This is a genomic window from Pseudomonas sp. p21 (assembly GCF_001642705.1).
GTDB lineage: Bacteria > Pseudomonadota > Gammaproteobacteria > Pseudomonadales > Pseudomonadaceae > Aquipseudomonas.
On record NZ_LWBV01000002.1, the window covers coordinates 495,875 to 511,334 of the forward strand.

Consider the following 15,460-nt stretch of genomic DNA (forward strand, 5'->3'; position numbering starts at 1 on the left):
GTGTCAGTGCCCGCCCAACTCGCGAATGTTCTGCTTGAGGTTTTCGAAATCGTATTCCGACAAGCCAATGTAATCGAGCACCAGCGGGCCGACCACATTCCATTCGTGGTCCTCGGCCTGGTTACCCAGCACCCGGTAGGACGCACAGATGTGCTCGGCCATCTTCAGCACCGCCAGCAGGTTTTTCAGCTGGCTCTGGGTATTGCGCGAGCTCTCGTCGCGGAACACCGCCAAGGCGTTGTGGTGGTTGGCGATGGCCGCGCTGAGGTGCTCGGGCAGGCGCCAGGACTTGGCTGTGAAATAGCCGACTACCGAATGGTTGGTATTGAACGCGTGGTTTTCGGTGTCGACCACGCGGGTTTCCTCGTCGGCCTTGGCATAGGCCTCCTCCAGCACATCCATGTAGTCGGGGAAGCGCTTGAGCATCAGCGGCACGCCACAGTCATGGAACAGGCCCAGGGTATACGCCTCGTCCGCCGCCTGGATGCCGGTGCGCTTGGCCAGCGTCAGGCAGGTCATTGCCACGTCCTGGGCGGTGTCCCAGAAGCGGTTGAGGGTGACGATGGTCTCGTCAGTCATCTCGCCCTTGATCGACTGGGCGTTGATCAGGTTGATGATCGAACGGCTGCCCAGCAGGTTCACCGCGCGCTGGATCGAGCCGATCTTGTTGGAAAGGCCGAAATGCGGGGAGTTGACCAGCTTGAGCAAGGCGCCCGAGAGGCCCGGGTCCTGGGAAATCAGCTTGGCGATGGTTTCCAGGTCCGGGTCAGGCATGTACTGCTCGAACTGCAGGTCGACCATGATCTGCGGTTGCGGCGGGATGGTGATGCCTTGCAAGGCTTGCTGGATCTGTTCGGCGCTGAGTTCCTGGGACATACGTACACACTCGTTTGGGACCGGCGATTCTAACCCTCTAGCGCGCAATGGGACCAACCACTGAATCGTTGCGGCGTTTTTTACTTCACCGGCACAGGCCTGCGCGCCCGTTGTGGGAGCGGCCTTGCGTCGCGATTGGGCCGCAAAGCGGCCCCGGCAATCCATGCAGCGCCGCTGAAACCCTGGGGCTGCTGCGCAGCCCTTTCGCGACACAAGGCCGCTCCTACAACGGGCGCGCGACCAGGCAACAGGTTATAATTCCGCTCTTTTTTCCCGGAGCGACGTCATGTCCCTGCCCAGCCTTCGCCTAAAAGCCAATGCCGACCGCCGCCTGCGCGCCGGCCACCTGTGGGTCTACAGCAACGAAGTCGACGTCAGCGCGACCCCGCTGCAAGGCTTCCAGGCCGGTCAGCAGGCCGTTCTCGAGGCGGCCAACGGCAAACCGCTGGGTATCGTTGCGCTGAGCCCGAACAACCTGATCTGTGCCCGCCTGCTGTCGCGCGACGCCAAGCTGCCGCTGGACAAGTCGCTGCTGGTGCACCGTCTGAACGTTGCCCTGTCGCTGCGCCAGCGCCTGTTCGACCAACCGTGCTACCGCCTGGTCTATGGCGACTCCGACCTGCTGCCAGGCCTGGTGGTCGATCGCTTCTTCGACATCCTCGTGGTGCAATTGGCCTCGGCCACCATGGAAGCGCACAAGGATGACGTGATTGCAGCCCTGGTACAGGTGCTCAAGCCAAGCGGCATTTTGTTCAAGAACGACTCCTCGGCGCGCGACGCCGAAGGCCTGCAGCGCTATGTCGAGACCGTCTATGGCGAAGTGCCGGACTGGGTGCCGCTGGAAGAGAACGGCGTCAAGTTCGAAGCCCCGGTGCGTGAAGGCCAGAAAACCGGCTGGTTCTACGACCACCGCATGAACCGTGCACGCCTGGCACCGTACGTGAAAGGCAAGCGCGTGCTCGACCTGTTCAGCTACATCGGTGGCTGGGGCGTGCAGGCCGGTGCCTTCGGCGCCAGCGAAGTGTTCTGCGTCGATGCCTCGGGCTTTGCCCTGGACGGCGTGGAGCGTAACGCCGCGCTGAACGGCATCAGCGAGAAGCTGACCTGCATCGAAGGCGACGTGTTCGAAGCCCTGCGCGAGCTCAAGGCCGCCGAAGAGCGCTTCGACGTGATCATTGCCGACCCACCCGCCTTCATCAAACGCAAGAAAGACCTGAAAAACGGCGAAGCGGCCTACCGCCGCCTGAACGAGCAGGCCATGCGCATGCTGACCAAGGACGGCATCCTGGTCAGCGCCTCGTGCTCCATGCACCTGCCCGAGGACGACCTGCACAACATCCTGCTGACCAGCGCCCGCCACCTGGACCGCAACATGCAACTGCTCGAACGCGGCGGCCAAGGCCCGGACCACCCGGTGCACCCGGCCATTGCCGAAACCCGCTACATCAAGAGCATCACCTGCCGGTTGCTGCCCAACAGCTGACCGAGCCCCAAACGGCCTGCACCGGCCCCATCGCCGGCAAGCCAGCCCCCCACAGGATCACCACAGCCCTCGAGACCTGTGCAGTACCTGTGGGGGCTGGCTTGTCGGCGATGAGGCCGGTGAAACCAGCACGAGGCAGTGTCAGATCCCCAACACCTGCGTCGCTATCCCGAAATACACCAGCACCCCCGCCGCATCGGCAATCGATGTGATCAGCGGCCCACTGGCCGTGGCCGGGTCCAGCTTGAAGCGGCTGAGCAGGAACGGCAGGCTCATGCCGATCAGGCTGCCTACCAGCACGATCACCACCATGCTGCTGGCAACAATCAACGCGATTTGCGGCCCGCCGCGCAGCACTCCCAAAGACGCCACTGCAATGGCCATGGTTGCGCCCAACGCCAGCGCCACGCCGAATTCACGCCCCAGCATGCGCCACCAGTCACGCATGACTACATCCCCTGTGGCCAAGCCACGTACCATCAGCGTCGCCGACTGGGCGCCGGCATTGCCGCCACTGTCCACCAGCAACGGCAGAAAGAAGACCAGGGCGATGTGTGCGGCTATGGTTTCCTCGAACGCGGCAATACCCGCCCCGGAAAACAGGTTGCCGAACACCAGCAGCACCAGCCATAGCACACGCTTGCGGTAAAGCAGCCCAAGGGTGGCATCCCGCAGGTTTCCAACATGGTTGGTGATCGAAGCACCTTTGTGAAAATCCTCGGTCGCTTCGCGCCGCTGCGCCTCCAGGGCTGCGTGGGCGTCCGGTTGAAGGATGTTTTTATCGATTTGATCTTGCATGAAGTTCTCCAGGCGCCGACCCAGGCGCCCACAGACTTCAGCCTTGCGGACTCAAGCCTTCGGCAGCCCTGGCGGCGACGCGCTCAGTGCCAGATTGCAGGTTCGTGCGGAACCGGTAACTGGGAAGGTCCATTGAGGGGTATCTCGTGAAACCGCACATGCGGCGGCCGGATAATAGTTATTCGAGGCGGGCCGGTCAGCCCCATGGCTGCTGTTTCGGAAGCGTCCTACAAGTACCAGCCGTTAGGCCAAAGCCACCGCCCGGACACATCGCCATTCCCTCGCAGCGCCAGCGGTGTAGAATCGGCCTATTCATCGCCAGTCATCCCCGGCGGGTTTATGAGCTCTGCCCAAGCACGCGGCGATCCCGCGCGGTCTTCGGCCCCATCCGTGCCAGTGGCAACCGGCCTGCGGCGCAAAGGACAAGAGAAGCTCACTCCCCTTTTTGTGACCTGATTAAGCCGCCAGGAGTGTTTCATGCCTGATTATCGTTCCAAGACTTCCACCCAAGGCCGCAACATGGCCGGCGCCCGTGCCCTGTGGCGCGCCACCGGGATGAAGGACGAAGACTTCAAGAAACCGATCATCGCCATCGCCAACTCGTTCACCCAGTTCGTCCCGGGCCACGTGCACCTGAAGGACCTGGGCCAGCTGGTCGCCCGCGAGATCGAACGCGCCGGTGGCGTGGCCAAGGAATTCAACACCATCGCGGTCGATGACGGCATCGCCATGGGCCACGACGGCATGCTCTACTCGCTGCCAAGCCGCGAGATCATCGCCGACGCCGTGGAGTACATGGTCAACGCCCACTGCGCCGACGCCATCGTGTGCATCTCCAACTGCGACAAGATCACCCCCGGCATGCTGATGGCCGCCCTGCGCCTGAACATCCCGGTAATCTTCGTGTCCGGCGGCCCGATGGAAGCCGGCAAGACCAAGCTGGCCAGCCACGGCCTGGACCTGGTCGACGCCATGGTCATCGCCGCCGACTCCTCGGCTTCCGACGAAAAAGTCGCCGAATATGAGCGCAGCGCCTGCCCGACTTGCGGTTCGTGCTCCGGCATGTTCACCGCCAACTCGATGAACTGCCTGACCGAAGCCCTGGGCCTGGCCCTGCCGGGCAACGGTTCGACCCTGGCCACCCACGCCGACCGCGAGCAGCTGTTCCTCACCGCCGGCCGCACCATCGTCGAACTGTGCAAGCGCTACTACGGCGAAAACGATGAGTCGGTACTGCCGCGCAACATCGCCAACTTCAAGGCGTTCGAGAACGCCATGATGCTCGACATCGCCATGGGTGGCTCGACCAACACCATCCTGCACCTGCTGGCCGCCGCCCAGGAAGCCGAGGTGGCGTTCGACCTGCGCGACATCGACCGCTTGTCGCGCAAGGTGCCGCAGCTGTGCAAGGTTGCGCCGAACATCCAGAAATATCACATGGAAGACGTGCACCGTGCCGGCGGCATCTTCAGCATCCTCGGCTCACTGGCCCGTGGCGGCCTGCTGCACACCGACCTGCCGACCGTGCACAGCCGCAGCATGGAAGAAGCCATCGCCAAGTGGGACATCACCCAGACCGATGACGAAGCCGTGCACACCTTCTTCAAGGCCGGCCCTGCCGGCATCCCGACCCAGACCGCGTTCAGCCAGTCGACCCGCTGGCCGAGCCTGGACCTGGACCGCGCCGAAGGCTGCATCCGCAGTGTCGAGCATGCCTACTCGCAAGAAGGCGGCCTGGCCGTGCTGTACGGCAACATCGCGCTGGACGGCTGCGTGGTGAAAACCGCCGGTGTCGACGAGTCGATCCTGGTGTTCGAAGGCACCGCGAAGATCTTCGAGAGCCAGGACAGTGCCGTACGCGGCATCCTCGCCGACGAAGTGAAGGCCGGCGACATCGTGATCATCCGCTACGAAGGCCCGAAAGGTGGCCCGGGCATGCAGGAAATGCTGTACCCGACCTCGTACCTGAAGTCCAAGGGCCTGGGCAAGGCCTGCGCCCTGCTCACCGACGGCCGCTTCTCGGGCGGTACCTCGGGCCTGTCGATCGGCCACGCCTCGCCGGAAGCCGCTGCTGGCGGCGCCATCGGCCTGGTACGCGACGGCGACAAGGTGCTGATCGACATCCCGAATCGTTCGATCAACCTGCAGGTCAGCGACGCAGAGCTGGCCGAGCGCCGTGTCGAGCAGGACAAGAAGGGCTGGAAACCGGCTGAAGTACGCCCACGCAAGGTGACCACCGCGCTGAAGGCCTATGCCCTGCTGGCGACCAGTGCCGACAAGGGCGCCGTGCGTAACAAGGCCATGCTGGAAGGGTTGTAAGGCTTTCTGGCGTTTGAAAAAGCCGGCGCCTTGTGCGCCGGCTTTTTTATGGCGCTAGAGAAATGCTGAGTCAAAGCTCCCCCCTCGAAGCACATTGGCGCAATTGTGCCAGCAGCAGGGCAACTGAGCGCTTCGGCTTCGCCGTCGAGGTCAAAATGAACTGCGCTTGAGGAAGGGATGGCAGCGTTGGCACTTCCTGTAAACCTGCAGCCAGTGCGGACGACCGGGTGACTGGCGTTACACCCAGCCCACCACTGACAGCGGTTATCAGCCCCCCGGCACTTGGGCTCTGGCAAACGATCCGCCATTGTCGCCCCGCACGCGCCAGGGCTTCGATGGCGGCGGCGCGGTAGGGGCATTGTTCGGAAAACACCGCCAAGGGTATTGGAGTGGCTGCATCATCGGTGGGCAGCGCAACCGGCCCTCTCGCCCAGACCAACGGCTCGGACCAAAGCAGTTCGCCACGTTCTTCGTCGCCGCAGCGGCTCCCCAACACGATATCGAGCCCACCCGATTGAACAAGAGCAAGCAACTCGCCGGTCAGGCCGACTTTCAGGGAAACCTCTACATCGGGATGCGCCACCGAGAATCGACGCAGGCAGTCGATGATGGGGGCTTTCACCATCTCCTCGCTCAAGCCCACAAATACCATGCCTGAAACCCGACGGCCTACGCCAAGGCTCGCGCGAGCATCATCATGCAACGCCAGGATAGTGCGGGCATAACCTGCCAGCCGGGCGCCCGCTGGCGTCAGGCTGACCGAACGGGTCGTGCGCTCCAGCAATTTGTGCCCAGCTTCACTCTCCAGCCGCCTGATATGAGCGCTTATCGCCGACTGCGTTAGATGCAGCCTCTGCGCCGCGCGCGTGAAACCACCGTTGTCGGCAACGGCAAGCAAGCTACGCAAAAGCACAGTATCGAACACAGATTAATCACCTATCTCACTCAATATGCAGAGCATACGTCATTTCTATAAACAATCATTCTGAATCAGACTTTGCGCCAAGCACCTGTGTGGTCGAACGCCAGGGAAAGTGTCACCAACGCTGCCAAGGAGAAGCCCCATGGTTGAACGTATCTTGTATGTTTGTGCCTCACCGAGAGGAGAGCGGTCCGTTTCCACTCAGATTGCAGAAGTGTTCCTGGCGGCATTGGCCGAGCGCAAAGCCGTGGAGATTGACTGCCTTGATCCTTGGGAATGCGAGCTCCCCGAAGTGGATGGCGCTTTGCTCGCGGCAAAGTACGCAGGGCTTGCCGATGCCCCACTGTCAACCGCCCAGGCTGCAGCATGGGGGCAGATCAAGGCACTCGCTGAACGGTTCCACCGGGCTGATACCTTGGTGTTCAGCGTACCGCTGTGGAATTTCGGCATCCCGTACAAGCTCAAGCATCTGATCGACGCAATTTCGCACAAAGGCGTCCTGTTCACCTTCGATGAGCAAGGGTTGAATGGCATGCTGGGCGGACGTCGGGCTGTTGCAATCTACTCCCGTGGACTTGGTTACGGCTCTGACTCACAGACACCCGACCAGGCTTTTGGCCTGGAAAAACCCTTCATCGATACGTGGTTCCGCTTCGTCGGGATTAACCAGGTGCACAGTGTCGTGGTCGAACAGACGCTTGGCCCTGTGGGGGCCAGCGTCCGTGCAGGTGCCATCGAAGCAGTAACCTTGTTGGCACAGAACATCGATCAGGAAGCGGCCCGTACGATCATCGTAGGCCGCAACGGCTGATAGGCCCCATTACTGGATCTGCTCCGGTGTCACGGTCACCCAGTTCTTGTCCGCTGTCACCGGCAACCCTTCCTTGGCCTGCGCCGCGGCATTCCGAGCAATCATCCCGTTCATCTGGTCCATGTACTTGGCCTTGCGGTTTATCCACAGGTGGATGCCGCCCTTGCTCACATCCACGCCATGGAACTGCATGTAGCCGTCGCTGGTTGGCGTATCGCCGCCCACCAGCACCGGCTTCTTCCACTCATCGATATAGGTCAGGATCGCCGCCTGCTTGCCCGCCATCCAGGTGGCAGGGGTCCACAGGTACGGAGTCAGCTCCAGCCCCAGGTTGGCCTTGGCATCATAGTGCCCGGCACTGATCTGCTTGCGCGCGGTGGTCAGCTGGCCGCTGGCGCGGTCCTTCAGCAGCAGGCTCACGCCAATCACATTCTGCGGCTTCACGTTGTAACCGTATTTGGGGTCCGAGGCGACCATGCGCACCAGCTCTTCGGAAGCCGCCGAAATCACATACACCTCGATACCGTTCTCCATCAGCTTGTTGTACAGCTCGGCCTGGCCCTTGAAGACCTTGGGTGGCTGCACCTCGATGGTCTTGACCTGGTCGCCTTCGTAGTAGGTGCTGGGGATCGGCTTGCCGGAAGCCATCAGTTCATCCACCTGCACCTTCAACTCCTGCAGGGTAAAGCCGGAGAACACCTGGGCTACCCACGGATAGCAGACCATGTCGTCGACTTCGCACAGCCGGTAGTAGTAACTGAACAGGCTTTCCTTATGCTCGGCGGTATCCTTGAACGGCATCAGCTTCAACGACGGGTCGAGCTTGTCGCGGCTCAGCAACCCCTTGTTTTCCATGAACGGCAGCAAGGCTTCTTCCAGGTCATAGCGGTAACTGGTGTTGTCCATGTCGAACACCGCATAGTTACCCTTGTTGGCATTGGCTGCGATCATGCTGTCGAGCTGCCTGGCGGCCTCGGCAGGCCAGTGTTTGAGCTCGGTGGCGAAGGTTTCGATACTGAACAGCAGGGACAGGCCGATGGCGACGGCTTTCGGAGCGAATTTCATGCACGGATCTCCTGAAATGACCCACAAACGCTAGTGCAACAACCCCCACCGACTGCCCTTGATAACGACCTCCATGCAGTTGCAAACGCCGTGTTCATTGCAATCCGCGACACGCCGTTATTCCATAAACGACTATGCACATGCCATTTGGGTATAAATTCGTTTGTTTTCAGGCTGTTAGCATTTCCGTTCGCATTCGCTCACAGAGGCGATGCCTCTTTTGCCTTTACCGCTGGAGCTTCAATGAACCTGCCGCTGTCCCTTAACCTGCTGGCGTTCCTGGCCCTGTTGCTGGGCCTGGCACAAACCCGCCGCACCGACTGGAGCCTGGCCAAGAAAGTATTGCTGGGCCTGGTGCTGGGCGTGGTGTTTGGCCTGATCCTGCATACCGTCTATGGCGCCGGCCACCCCGTACTCAAGGCCACCATCGCCTGGCTCGACCTGGTCGGCAACGGCTACGTCGGCCTGTTGCAGATGATCGTCATGCCGCTGATCTTCGCCTCGATCCTCAGTGCCGTGGCACGCCTGCACAATGCCTCTTCGCTGGGCCGTATCAGCGTGCTGAGCATCGGCACCCTGCTGCTGACCACCGCCATTGCCGCATTGATCGGCATCGTCCTGACCAACCTGTTCGGCCTCAGCGCCGAAGGCCTGGTGGCTGGCGCCCAGGAAAGCGCACGCATGCAGGTTATCCACAGCGACTACGCCGGCAAGGTCGCGGACCTCAACATCCCGCAGCTGCTGCTGTCGTTCATCCCCAGCAACCCGGTGGGTGACCTGGCGCGGGCCAAGCCGACCTCGATCATCAGCGTGGTGATCTTTGCCGTGTTCCTTGGCCTGGCTGCGCTGCAGTTGATCAAGGACGATGCCGAGAAGGGCGAGCGCGCGCTGTCGGCCATCGACACCCTGCAGGCCTGGGTGATGCGCCTGGTGCGGGTGGTGATGAAGCTGACCCCGTATGGCGTACTGGCGCTGATGACCAAGGTGGTGGCCAGCTCGAACATGGAAGACATCCTCAAGCTGGGCAGCTTCGTGGTGGTGTCGTACCTGGGCCTGGCGCTGATGTTCGTGGTGCACGGCGTTATCCTCGCCGCCACCGGCGTGAGCCCCCTGCGTTTCTTCCGCAAGGTGTGGCCGGTGCTGACCTTCGCCTTCACCAGCCGCTCCAGCGCTGCCAGCATTCCGCTGAACATCGAAGCGCAAACCCGCCGCCTGGGCGTACCGCAGTCGATTGCCAGCTTCAGCGCATCGTTCGGTACCACCATTGGCCAGAACGGCTGCGCCGGCCTCTATCCCGCCATGTTGGCGGTGATGGTGGCGCCGGCGGTGGGCATCGATACCTTCGACCCGCTGTGGATCGCCACCCTGGTGGCCATCGTCACTCTGAGCTCGGCAGGGGTTGCCGGCGTAGGTGGTGGTGCGACATTCGCCGCGCTGATCGTGTTGCCGGCCATGGGCCTGCCGGTGGAACTGGTGGCGTTGCTGATTTCGGTAGAACCGCTGATCGACATGGGCCGTACGGCGTTGAACGTGAACGGTTCGATGACCGCAGGGGTGGTGACCAGCCAGTTGTTGAAAGAGACCGACAAGGAAGTGCTGGCTGGTGATGAACATGCCGAGCTGAGCCATTCCTGATAAGGAAGGGGTCGCTATGCGGCCCCAATATCCAGTAACGCAATGGCATGGGAAGCAAGCAAGAGCTGGCTATTGGCGTTGCTATACTGACAGCCGGGCTAGCGAATGCGCCGATGGAAAGGAACCACCATGCAGCAGTACGACATGACCCAGGCAGAAGCCGAAAAAATCCGCGTTGAGGTTGCCAAGATCCGCGTCGAAGTGGATAAGTTGATGGCCGAGACACGCATGCTGAATGCTGAAGCCGGCAAAATGACCCGCGAAACCTTCTGGTACCCGGTTGCCATCGCCGTCGGTTTCGTCACCACGGTGGCTACTGTCACCGCATTGATCATCAAGCTGCTCACCTGAGCGCCGGACCGGTCGGAAAGGGCTGCAAGGCAGCCCCGGCAATCTCAAACCTTGTTCCAGACCTCGAAGTGATACCGAGGCTTGCCTTCCTCAGCCTGCGCCTCGCTCGACACCAGCTTCCACTGCCCCCGATCGAACTCAGGGAACCAGGCATCCCCCTCCGGCGACAACTCGACCCTCGTCAGGTACATGCGGCTGACCAGCCCTTTCTCCAGCGCCTGCCCATACAGCTGCGCCCCGCCAATCAGCATCAGCTCATCGACGCCCTGCTCACGCGCCCACTGCTCGGCACGCACCAGCGCCTCTTCCAGCGAACCAAACACCTCGGCCCCCGCCAGGTCCAGCCCTGCCTGCCGGCTGACCACGATATTCAACCGCCCGGGCAAGGGCCTGCCCAGCGAGTCCCAGGTCTTGCGCCCCATGATGATCGGCTTGCCCAGGGTAGTGGCCTTGAAGTACTTGAAGTCCCCCGGCAAATGCCAGGGCATGGAGTTGTCGATGCCGATCACGCGGTTCTCGGCGTGAGCCGCGATCAGGCTGAGGGGGAGTGATGTATTCATGCCAGCGAGGATAGCACCGGGCGTGTGGGTTATGCTTCTGCCCTGACCTGTGCAATGGAAGACCTTGTGACTGCACCGACTTCACTGGACAAGCGCTGGCTCACCGAAGCGGTACGCCTGCGCGAGGAACATGCCGGCCCCCTGGAGGACCAGGAAGCCAACCGCCGCGCCCGCCAGGCAGGCGGTGACCTGGCCGCTCGCATCGAAACCCGTGCGCTGTTCCTGGCCGAACGCGACGGCATCAGCACCGCCCTGCGCCACTGGAAGCAGGGCGCACGCCTGGCGCTGCTGGCCTTGCTGCTGCTGGCCGTGCTCAGCGGCGCGGGGCTGGCACTGGCCGCCCTGGGCGACGGGCAACGCCCGGTGAATGTGTTCTGGGCGCTGGGCAGCCTGCTCGGGCTGAACCTGCTGATGCTGCTGGGCTGGGCCATCGGCTTCGCCGTGAGCGGCGAGCATGGCGCGGGGCTGGGCCGCCTGTGGCTGTGGCTGAGCGAGCGCTTTGCCCGTGATGCCAAGGCCGCGCACCTGGCACCGGCGCTGCTGGTGCTGCTGCAACGCCAGCGCCTCAACCGCTGGCTGCTCGGCCTGCTGGTGCACGGCCTGTGGCTGCTGGCGATGATCAGCGCGCTGGGCATGCTGCTGGCCTTGCTGGCGACCCGGCGCTATGGCTTTGTCTGGGAAACCACCCTGCTCGCCGCCGACCCGTTCATCCACCTGACCCAGGCCCTGGGCGCCCTACCCTCGTTACTGGGCTTCACGGTTCCCGACGAGGCCATGATCCGCGCCAGCGGCGACAGCCAGCCGGCCCTGGACCTGGCACGCCAGGCCTGGGCCAGCTGGCTGCTTGGCGTGGTGCTGGTGTACGGCCTGCTGCCGCGCCTGCTGCTGGCCGGGCTGTGCCTGTGGCGCTGGCGCCAGGGCCGCCAACGCCTGTCGCTGGACCTCAGCCTGCCCGGCTACGCGCAGCTGCGTGAAGCACTGATGCCGCGCAGCGAACGCATCGGCGTACAGGATGCCGCGCCCGAAACCTTGCCGCAGTTTGCCGCAGGCCAGCTGGAAAGCGGCAGCAGCGGTGCCCTGCTGGTCGGCCTGGAGCTGGACGACCAGCACCCTTGGCCACCCGCCCTGCCGAAAAGCGTGACCAGTGCCGGCGTGCTCGACAGCCGCGAATCGCGCAACCGCCTGCTCGAACAGCTCAGCCGCTTCCCCCCGGCACGCCTGGCCATCGCCTGCGACCCACGCCGCTCGCCCGACCGTGGCAGCCTGGCACTGCTCGCCGAACTGGCGCGCAACGCCGGCGCAACCCGCATCTGGCTAATGCAGGCCGCACCAGGCGAGGCCCTGGACGCCCAACGCCTGGGCGACTGGCACGAAGCCCTCGACCGCCTTGGCCTGGCGCATGCCGATACTTCGCCGCTGACCTGGCTGGAGCATGGTCATGACTGAGCCTCTGAAACTGGCCGTGGTCGGCCACACCAACGTCGGCAAGACCTCGCTGCTGCGCACACTGACCCGCGACGTCGGCTTTGGCGAAGTCTCCCACCGCCCCAGCACCACCCGCCATGTGGAAGGTGCGCGGCTGTCGGTGGACGGCGAACCCTTGCTGGAGCTTTACGACACTCCGGGCCTGGAAGACGCCATCGCCCTGCTCGACTACCTCGAACGCCTGGAGCGCCCGGGCGAGCGCCTGGACGGCCCGGCCCGCCTGGAGCGCTTTCTGCAGGGCAGCGAAGCGCGCCAGCGTTTCGAGCAGGAGGCCAAGGTGCTGCGCCAGCTGCTGGCCAGCAATGCCGGCCTGTATGTGATCGATGCCCGCGAGCCGGTACTGGCCAAGTACCGCGACGAACTGGAAGTGCTGGCCAGCTGCGGCAAGCCGCTGCTACCGGTGCTCAACTTCGTCGCCAGCCACCAGCACCGCGAACCGCAATGGCGTGAAGCCCTTGCCAGGCTTGGGCTTCACGCGTTGGTGCGGTTCGACAGCGTGGCGCCGCCAGAGGACGGCGAGCGTCGTTTGTACGAAAGCCTGGCGCTGCTGCTGGAAGACGCCCGCCCGGCCCTGCAGCGGCTGATCGACGACCAGCAGGCACAGCGCCTGGCACGCCGGCACAGCGGCAAGCGCCTGATTGCCGAGCTGCTGCTGGACTGCGCCGCCTGCCGGCGCAGCGTCGAGGCCGAACCGGCTGCCGAAGCCCGGGCCGTCGAGGCCTTGCGGCAAGAGGTACGCCAGCGCGAACAGCGCTGCGTCGAGGCATTGCTCAAGCTGTATGCCTTCCGCCGCGAGGACGCCCATGCCAGCGATCTGCCTTTGCTGGATGGCCGTTGGGGCGATGACCTGTTCAATCCCGAGACCCTGAAACTGCTGGGCGTGCGCTTGGGCAGCGGTGTGGCGGCCGGTGCGGCGGCGGGTGCCGGGGTCGACTTGCTGGTCGGCGGCCTTACGCTCGGTGCGGCGGCGCTGGCCGGGGCGATTGCCGGCGGCGCGCTGCAGACGGCGCGCAACTATGGTTCGCGGTTGATGGGCAAGCTCAAGGGCAAGCGCGAACTGACTGTGGACGACACGGTGCTACGCCTGCTGGCCTTGCGTCAGCAGCAGTTGATGGTGGCGCTGGAAAACCGCGGGCATGCGGCGCAGGACAGCATTCGGCTGGGGGAACTGGACGAGAAGGCCTGGCGGGAGGGCAAGTTGCCGGAGGCGCTGGTGAAGGCACGGGCGCATCCGCAGTGGTCCACGTTGAATCCTGGGGCGAAGCTGAACCAGGCTGAGCGTCAGGAGCAGCTGGAGGCGCTGGTTTCACAGTTTTGATCAAGCAGGTCTGGCCTCTTCGCGGGTAAACCCGCTCCCACAGGTATCTCACATTCCTTGAGATGTGCACTATTCCTGTGGGAGCGGGTTCACCCGCGAAGAGGCCGGCACAGGCAGCCCATCTCTCAAAGCAGTGCCAAAGCCTTCTTCTTCAACCCATCCAGGTCAATCACCGGCACCCCGACCACTTTCGCCTGCTCATCCCACTCCCGCATCCGCAAGCTCACCTCGAACAGCGGGTCCCGCTCGAACGCATCCGCCTCGGCCTCGCTCATCACACCCCCCTGATACTCCAAGGTTCTCCGACTCGCCTCGCTCAGCCGTTGGTAATACCCCGCCTGCCGCAAAGTCAGGTAACGCTTGGCCTCCACGTGATACTGCACCAGCCGCGCCATGCGCTCGCCAAAGCCACAGCGGCGCAAGTACTCGGCGCCGATGCGTTCATGGCTGACCACACCGTAGCCGCCCATGCTGGCCTCACCGCCGCACAGGTGGCCAATGTCGTGGAAAAACGCCGCCAGCACCACTTCATCGTCGAAGCCTTCGGCCATGGCCAGTTGTGCGGCCTGGGACATGTGTTCGAGCTGGGTGATGGCTTCGCCGATGTAATCGCCGCTGCCGTGGCGTTCGTACAGCGCGAAGGTACTGTCGATGATCTGGGCTGGGGTGGGCATCACTGTCTTCTCCTGGCTGGATTGCAGCAGTGGCTTCTTCGCGGGCATGCCCGCTCCCACAAGGATTGCGCACAGTTGAAGGACTGCGCGGTACCTGTGGGAGCGGGTTGACCCGCGAAGAGGCCGGTGCAGGTTACTGTTGAGCCACCTTCTCCGACTTGCCGTCATAGCGCTTGCGCCACTCGGCCAGGATCTGGTCACGGTTCTTCGAGGCCCAGGCAAAGTCGTTCTTGATCAGGCGCTGTTCATAGTCCGCCGGCAGTTCGGTCTGCGGCTTGGCAATGCCCGGTGCGGCCAGCACGGCGAAGTTCTCCTTGTACAGTTCCATGGCCGCCGGGCTTGCCGAGAAATCAGCCAGGCGCTTGGCCGCATCCGCTTTTGGCGAGCCTTTGATCACCGCAGTCGCCTCGATCTCCCAACCCAGGCCTTCCTTCGGCAGCACGATGTCCAGCGGCGCGCCCTGGCGCTTGAGCTGCACGGCCGGGTACTCGAACGAGATGCCGATCGGGAATTCACCCGCTGCTGCCAGCTTGCACGGTTTGGAACCAGAGTGAACGTACTGGCCGATGTTCTGGTGCAGCGCATCCATGTATGCCCAGCCCTGCGGCTCGCCAAAGGTCTGCAACCAGGCACTGACATCCAGGAAGCCGGTGCCGGACGAGGCCGGGTTCGGCATGACGATCTTGCCCTTGTACTCGGGCTTGGTCAGGTCCTGCCAGCTGACCGGCTTGCTCAGACCCTGCTTCTCGGCCTCGATGGTATTGAAGCAGAGAGTCGCAGCCCACACGTCCATACCGACCCAGGCTGGCGGGTTGGCAGCGTCGCGGTAGTTGCCGGCGATCTTGTCCAGGTCCTTCGGTGCATAGGCTTCGAGCATGCCGTTCTGGTCGAGGATGGCCAGGCTCGACGCGGCCAGACCCCACACCGCGTCGGCTTGCGGGCGGTCTTTCTCGGCCAGCAGTTTGGCGGTGATGATGCCGGTGGAGTCACGGACCCACTTGATCTCGATGTCCGGGTTGGCCTTCTCGAAGGCCTGCTTGTAGCTCTTCAGCTGTTCGGCTTCCAGGGCGGTGTAGACCGTCAGCTGGGTACCAGCGGCCGAAGCCTGCAGGCTGAACACGGCGGAAACGGCAGCGGCAAGTGCAAGGTGCTTGTACATGGGT

At 63.4% G+C, this 15,460-nt stretch carries 14 protein-coding genes; 7 read left to right on the forward strand and 7 right to left on the reverse strand.

Features of this window, described 5'->3' with window-relative positions:
* Positions 1–3: 3 nt before the first annotated feature.
* The gene (locus tag A4C63_RS07190; RefSeq protein WP_172827498.1) at positions 4–822 is read right to left on the reverse strand and encodes an HDOD domain-containing protein; all 819 of its coding nucleotides are present in this window, start codon (positions 820–822) and stop codon (positions 4–6) included.
* Positions 823–1,162: 340 nt separating this feature from the next.
* Here A4C63_RS07190 and A4C63_RS07195 point away from each other — a divergent pair, with 340 nt between their 5' ends.
* Positions 1,163–2,359, forward strand: a complete 1,197-nt coding sequence (locus A4C63_RS07195) for a class I SAM-dependent rRNA methyltransferase (RefSeq protein WP_063912092.1) — start codon at positions 1,163–1,165, stop codon at positions 2,357–2,359.
* A gap of 141 nt (positions 2,360–2,500) precedes the next feature.
* Here A4C63_RS07195 and A4C63_RS07200 read toward each other — a convergent pair whose 3' ends face one another.
* Complete coding sequence (locus A4C63_RS07200; protein ID WP_082888274.1) at positions 2,501–3,157, reverse strand: magnesium transporter; 657 nt, start codon at positions 3,155–3,157, stop codon at positions 2,501–2,503.
* A gap of 477 nt (positions 3,158–3,634) precedes the next feature.
* On the opposite strand from A4C63_RS07200, the gene ilvD reads away from it, so the two are divergent.
* On the forward strand, positions 3,635–5,476 hold the full coding sequence (ilvD, locus tag A4C63_RS07205; protein ID WP_063912093.1) for a dihydroxy-acid dehydratase: 1,842 nt from the start codon (positions 3,635–3,637) through the stop codon (positions 5,474–5,476).
* A 70-nt stretch (positions 5,477–5,546) separates the two neighbouring features.
* On the opposite strand, the gene A4C63_RS07210 is transcribed toward ilvD, so the two are convergent.
* Complete coding sequence (locus A4C63_RS07210) at positions 5,547–6,401, reverse strand: LysR family transcriptional regulator (RefSeq protein ID WP_063912094.1); 855 nt, start codon at positions 6,399–6,401, stop codon at positions 5,547–5,549.
* Positions 6,402–6,540: 139 nt separating this feature from the next.
* Here A4C63_RS07210 and A4C63_RS07215 point away from each other — a divergent pair, with 139 nt between their 5' ends.
* Positions 6,541–7,209, forward strand: coding sequence for an FMN-dependent NADH-azoreductase (locus A4C63_RS07215; protein WP_082888275.1), 669 nt, complete (start codon positions 6,541–6,543; stop codon positions 7,207–7,209).
* A gap of 9 nt (positions 7,210–7,218) precedes the next feature.
* Here A4C63_RS07215 and A4C63_RS07220 read toward each other — a convergent pair whose 3' ends face one another.
* The gene (locus A4C63_RS07220; protein WP_063912095.1) at positions 7,219–8,274 is read right to left on the reverse strand and encodes a hypothetical protein; all 1,056 of its coding nucleotides are present in this window, start codon (positions 8,272–8,274) and stop codon (positions 7,219–7,221) included.
* A gap of 243 nt (positions 8,275–8,517) precedes the next feature.
* Here A4C63_RS07220 and A4C63_RS07225 point away from each other — a divergent pair, with 243 nt between their 5' ends.
* Positions 8,518–9,909: an L-cystine transporter gene (locus tag A4C63_RS07225; protein WP_063912096.1), complete on the forward strand. Its 1,392-nt coding sequence runs from the start codon at positions 8,518–8,520 to the stop codon at positions 9,907–9,909.
* 144 nt (positions 9,910–10,053) lie between these two features.
* Positions 10,054–10,260, forward strand: a complete 207-nt coding sequence (locus A4C63_RS07230; protein ID WP_063912409.1) for a hypothetical protein — start codon at positions 10,054–10,056, stop codon at positions 10,258–10,260.
* 44 nt (positions 10,261–10,304) lie between these two features.
* Here A4C63_RS07230 and A4C63_RS07235 read toward each other — a convergent pair whose 3' ends face one another.
* A complete protein-coding gene (locus A4C63_RS07235; protein WP_063912097.1) occupies positions 10,305–10,820 on the reverse strand; it encodes a dihydrofolate reductase in 516 nt (171 codons plus the stop codon).
* A 54-nt stretch (positions 10,821–10,874) separates the two neighbouring features.
* Between A4C63_RS07235 and A4C63_RS07240 the strand changes: the two genes are divergently transcribed.
* Complete coding sequence (locus A4C63_RS07240; protein WP_063912098.1) at positions 10,875–12,266, forward strand: DUF2868 domain-containing protein; 1,392 nt, start codon at positions 10,875–10,877, stop codon at positions 12,264–12,266.
* Positions 12,259–13,623 carry a GTPase/DUF3482 domain-containing protein gene (locus A4C63_RS07245; RefSeq protein ID WP_063912099.1) on the forward strand — a complete coding sequence of 455 codons (1,365 nt, stop codon included), beginning with the start codon at positions 12,259–12,261 and terminating at the stop codon, positions 13,621–13,623. The genes A4C63_RS07240 and A4C63_RS07245 overlap by 8 nt, the downstream gene beginning before the upstream one ends.
* Before the next feature lie 125 nt (positions 13,624–13,748).
* Here the strand turns inward: A4C63_RS07245 and A4C63_RS07250 are convergent, their stop codons facing one another.
* On the reverse strand, positions 13,749–14,297 hold the full coding sequence (locus A4C63_RS07250; RefSeq protein WP_063912100.1) for a phosphonate degradation HD-domain oxygenase: 549 nt from the start codon (positions 14,295–14,297) through the stop codon (positions 13,749–13,751).
* A 133-nt stretch (positions 14,298–14,430) separates the two neighbouring features.
* Positions 14,431–15,456 (reverse strand): putative 2-aminoethylphosphonate ABC transporter substrate-binding protein, encoded by a 1,026-nt coding sequence (locus A4C63_RS07255; RefSeq protein ID WP_063912101.1) that lies wholly within the window; start codon positions 15,454–15,456, stop codon positions 14,431–14,433.
* Positions 15,457–15,460: the final 4 nt, after the last annotated feature.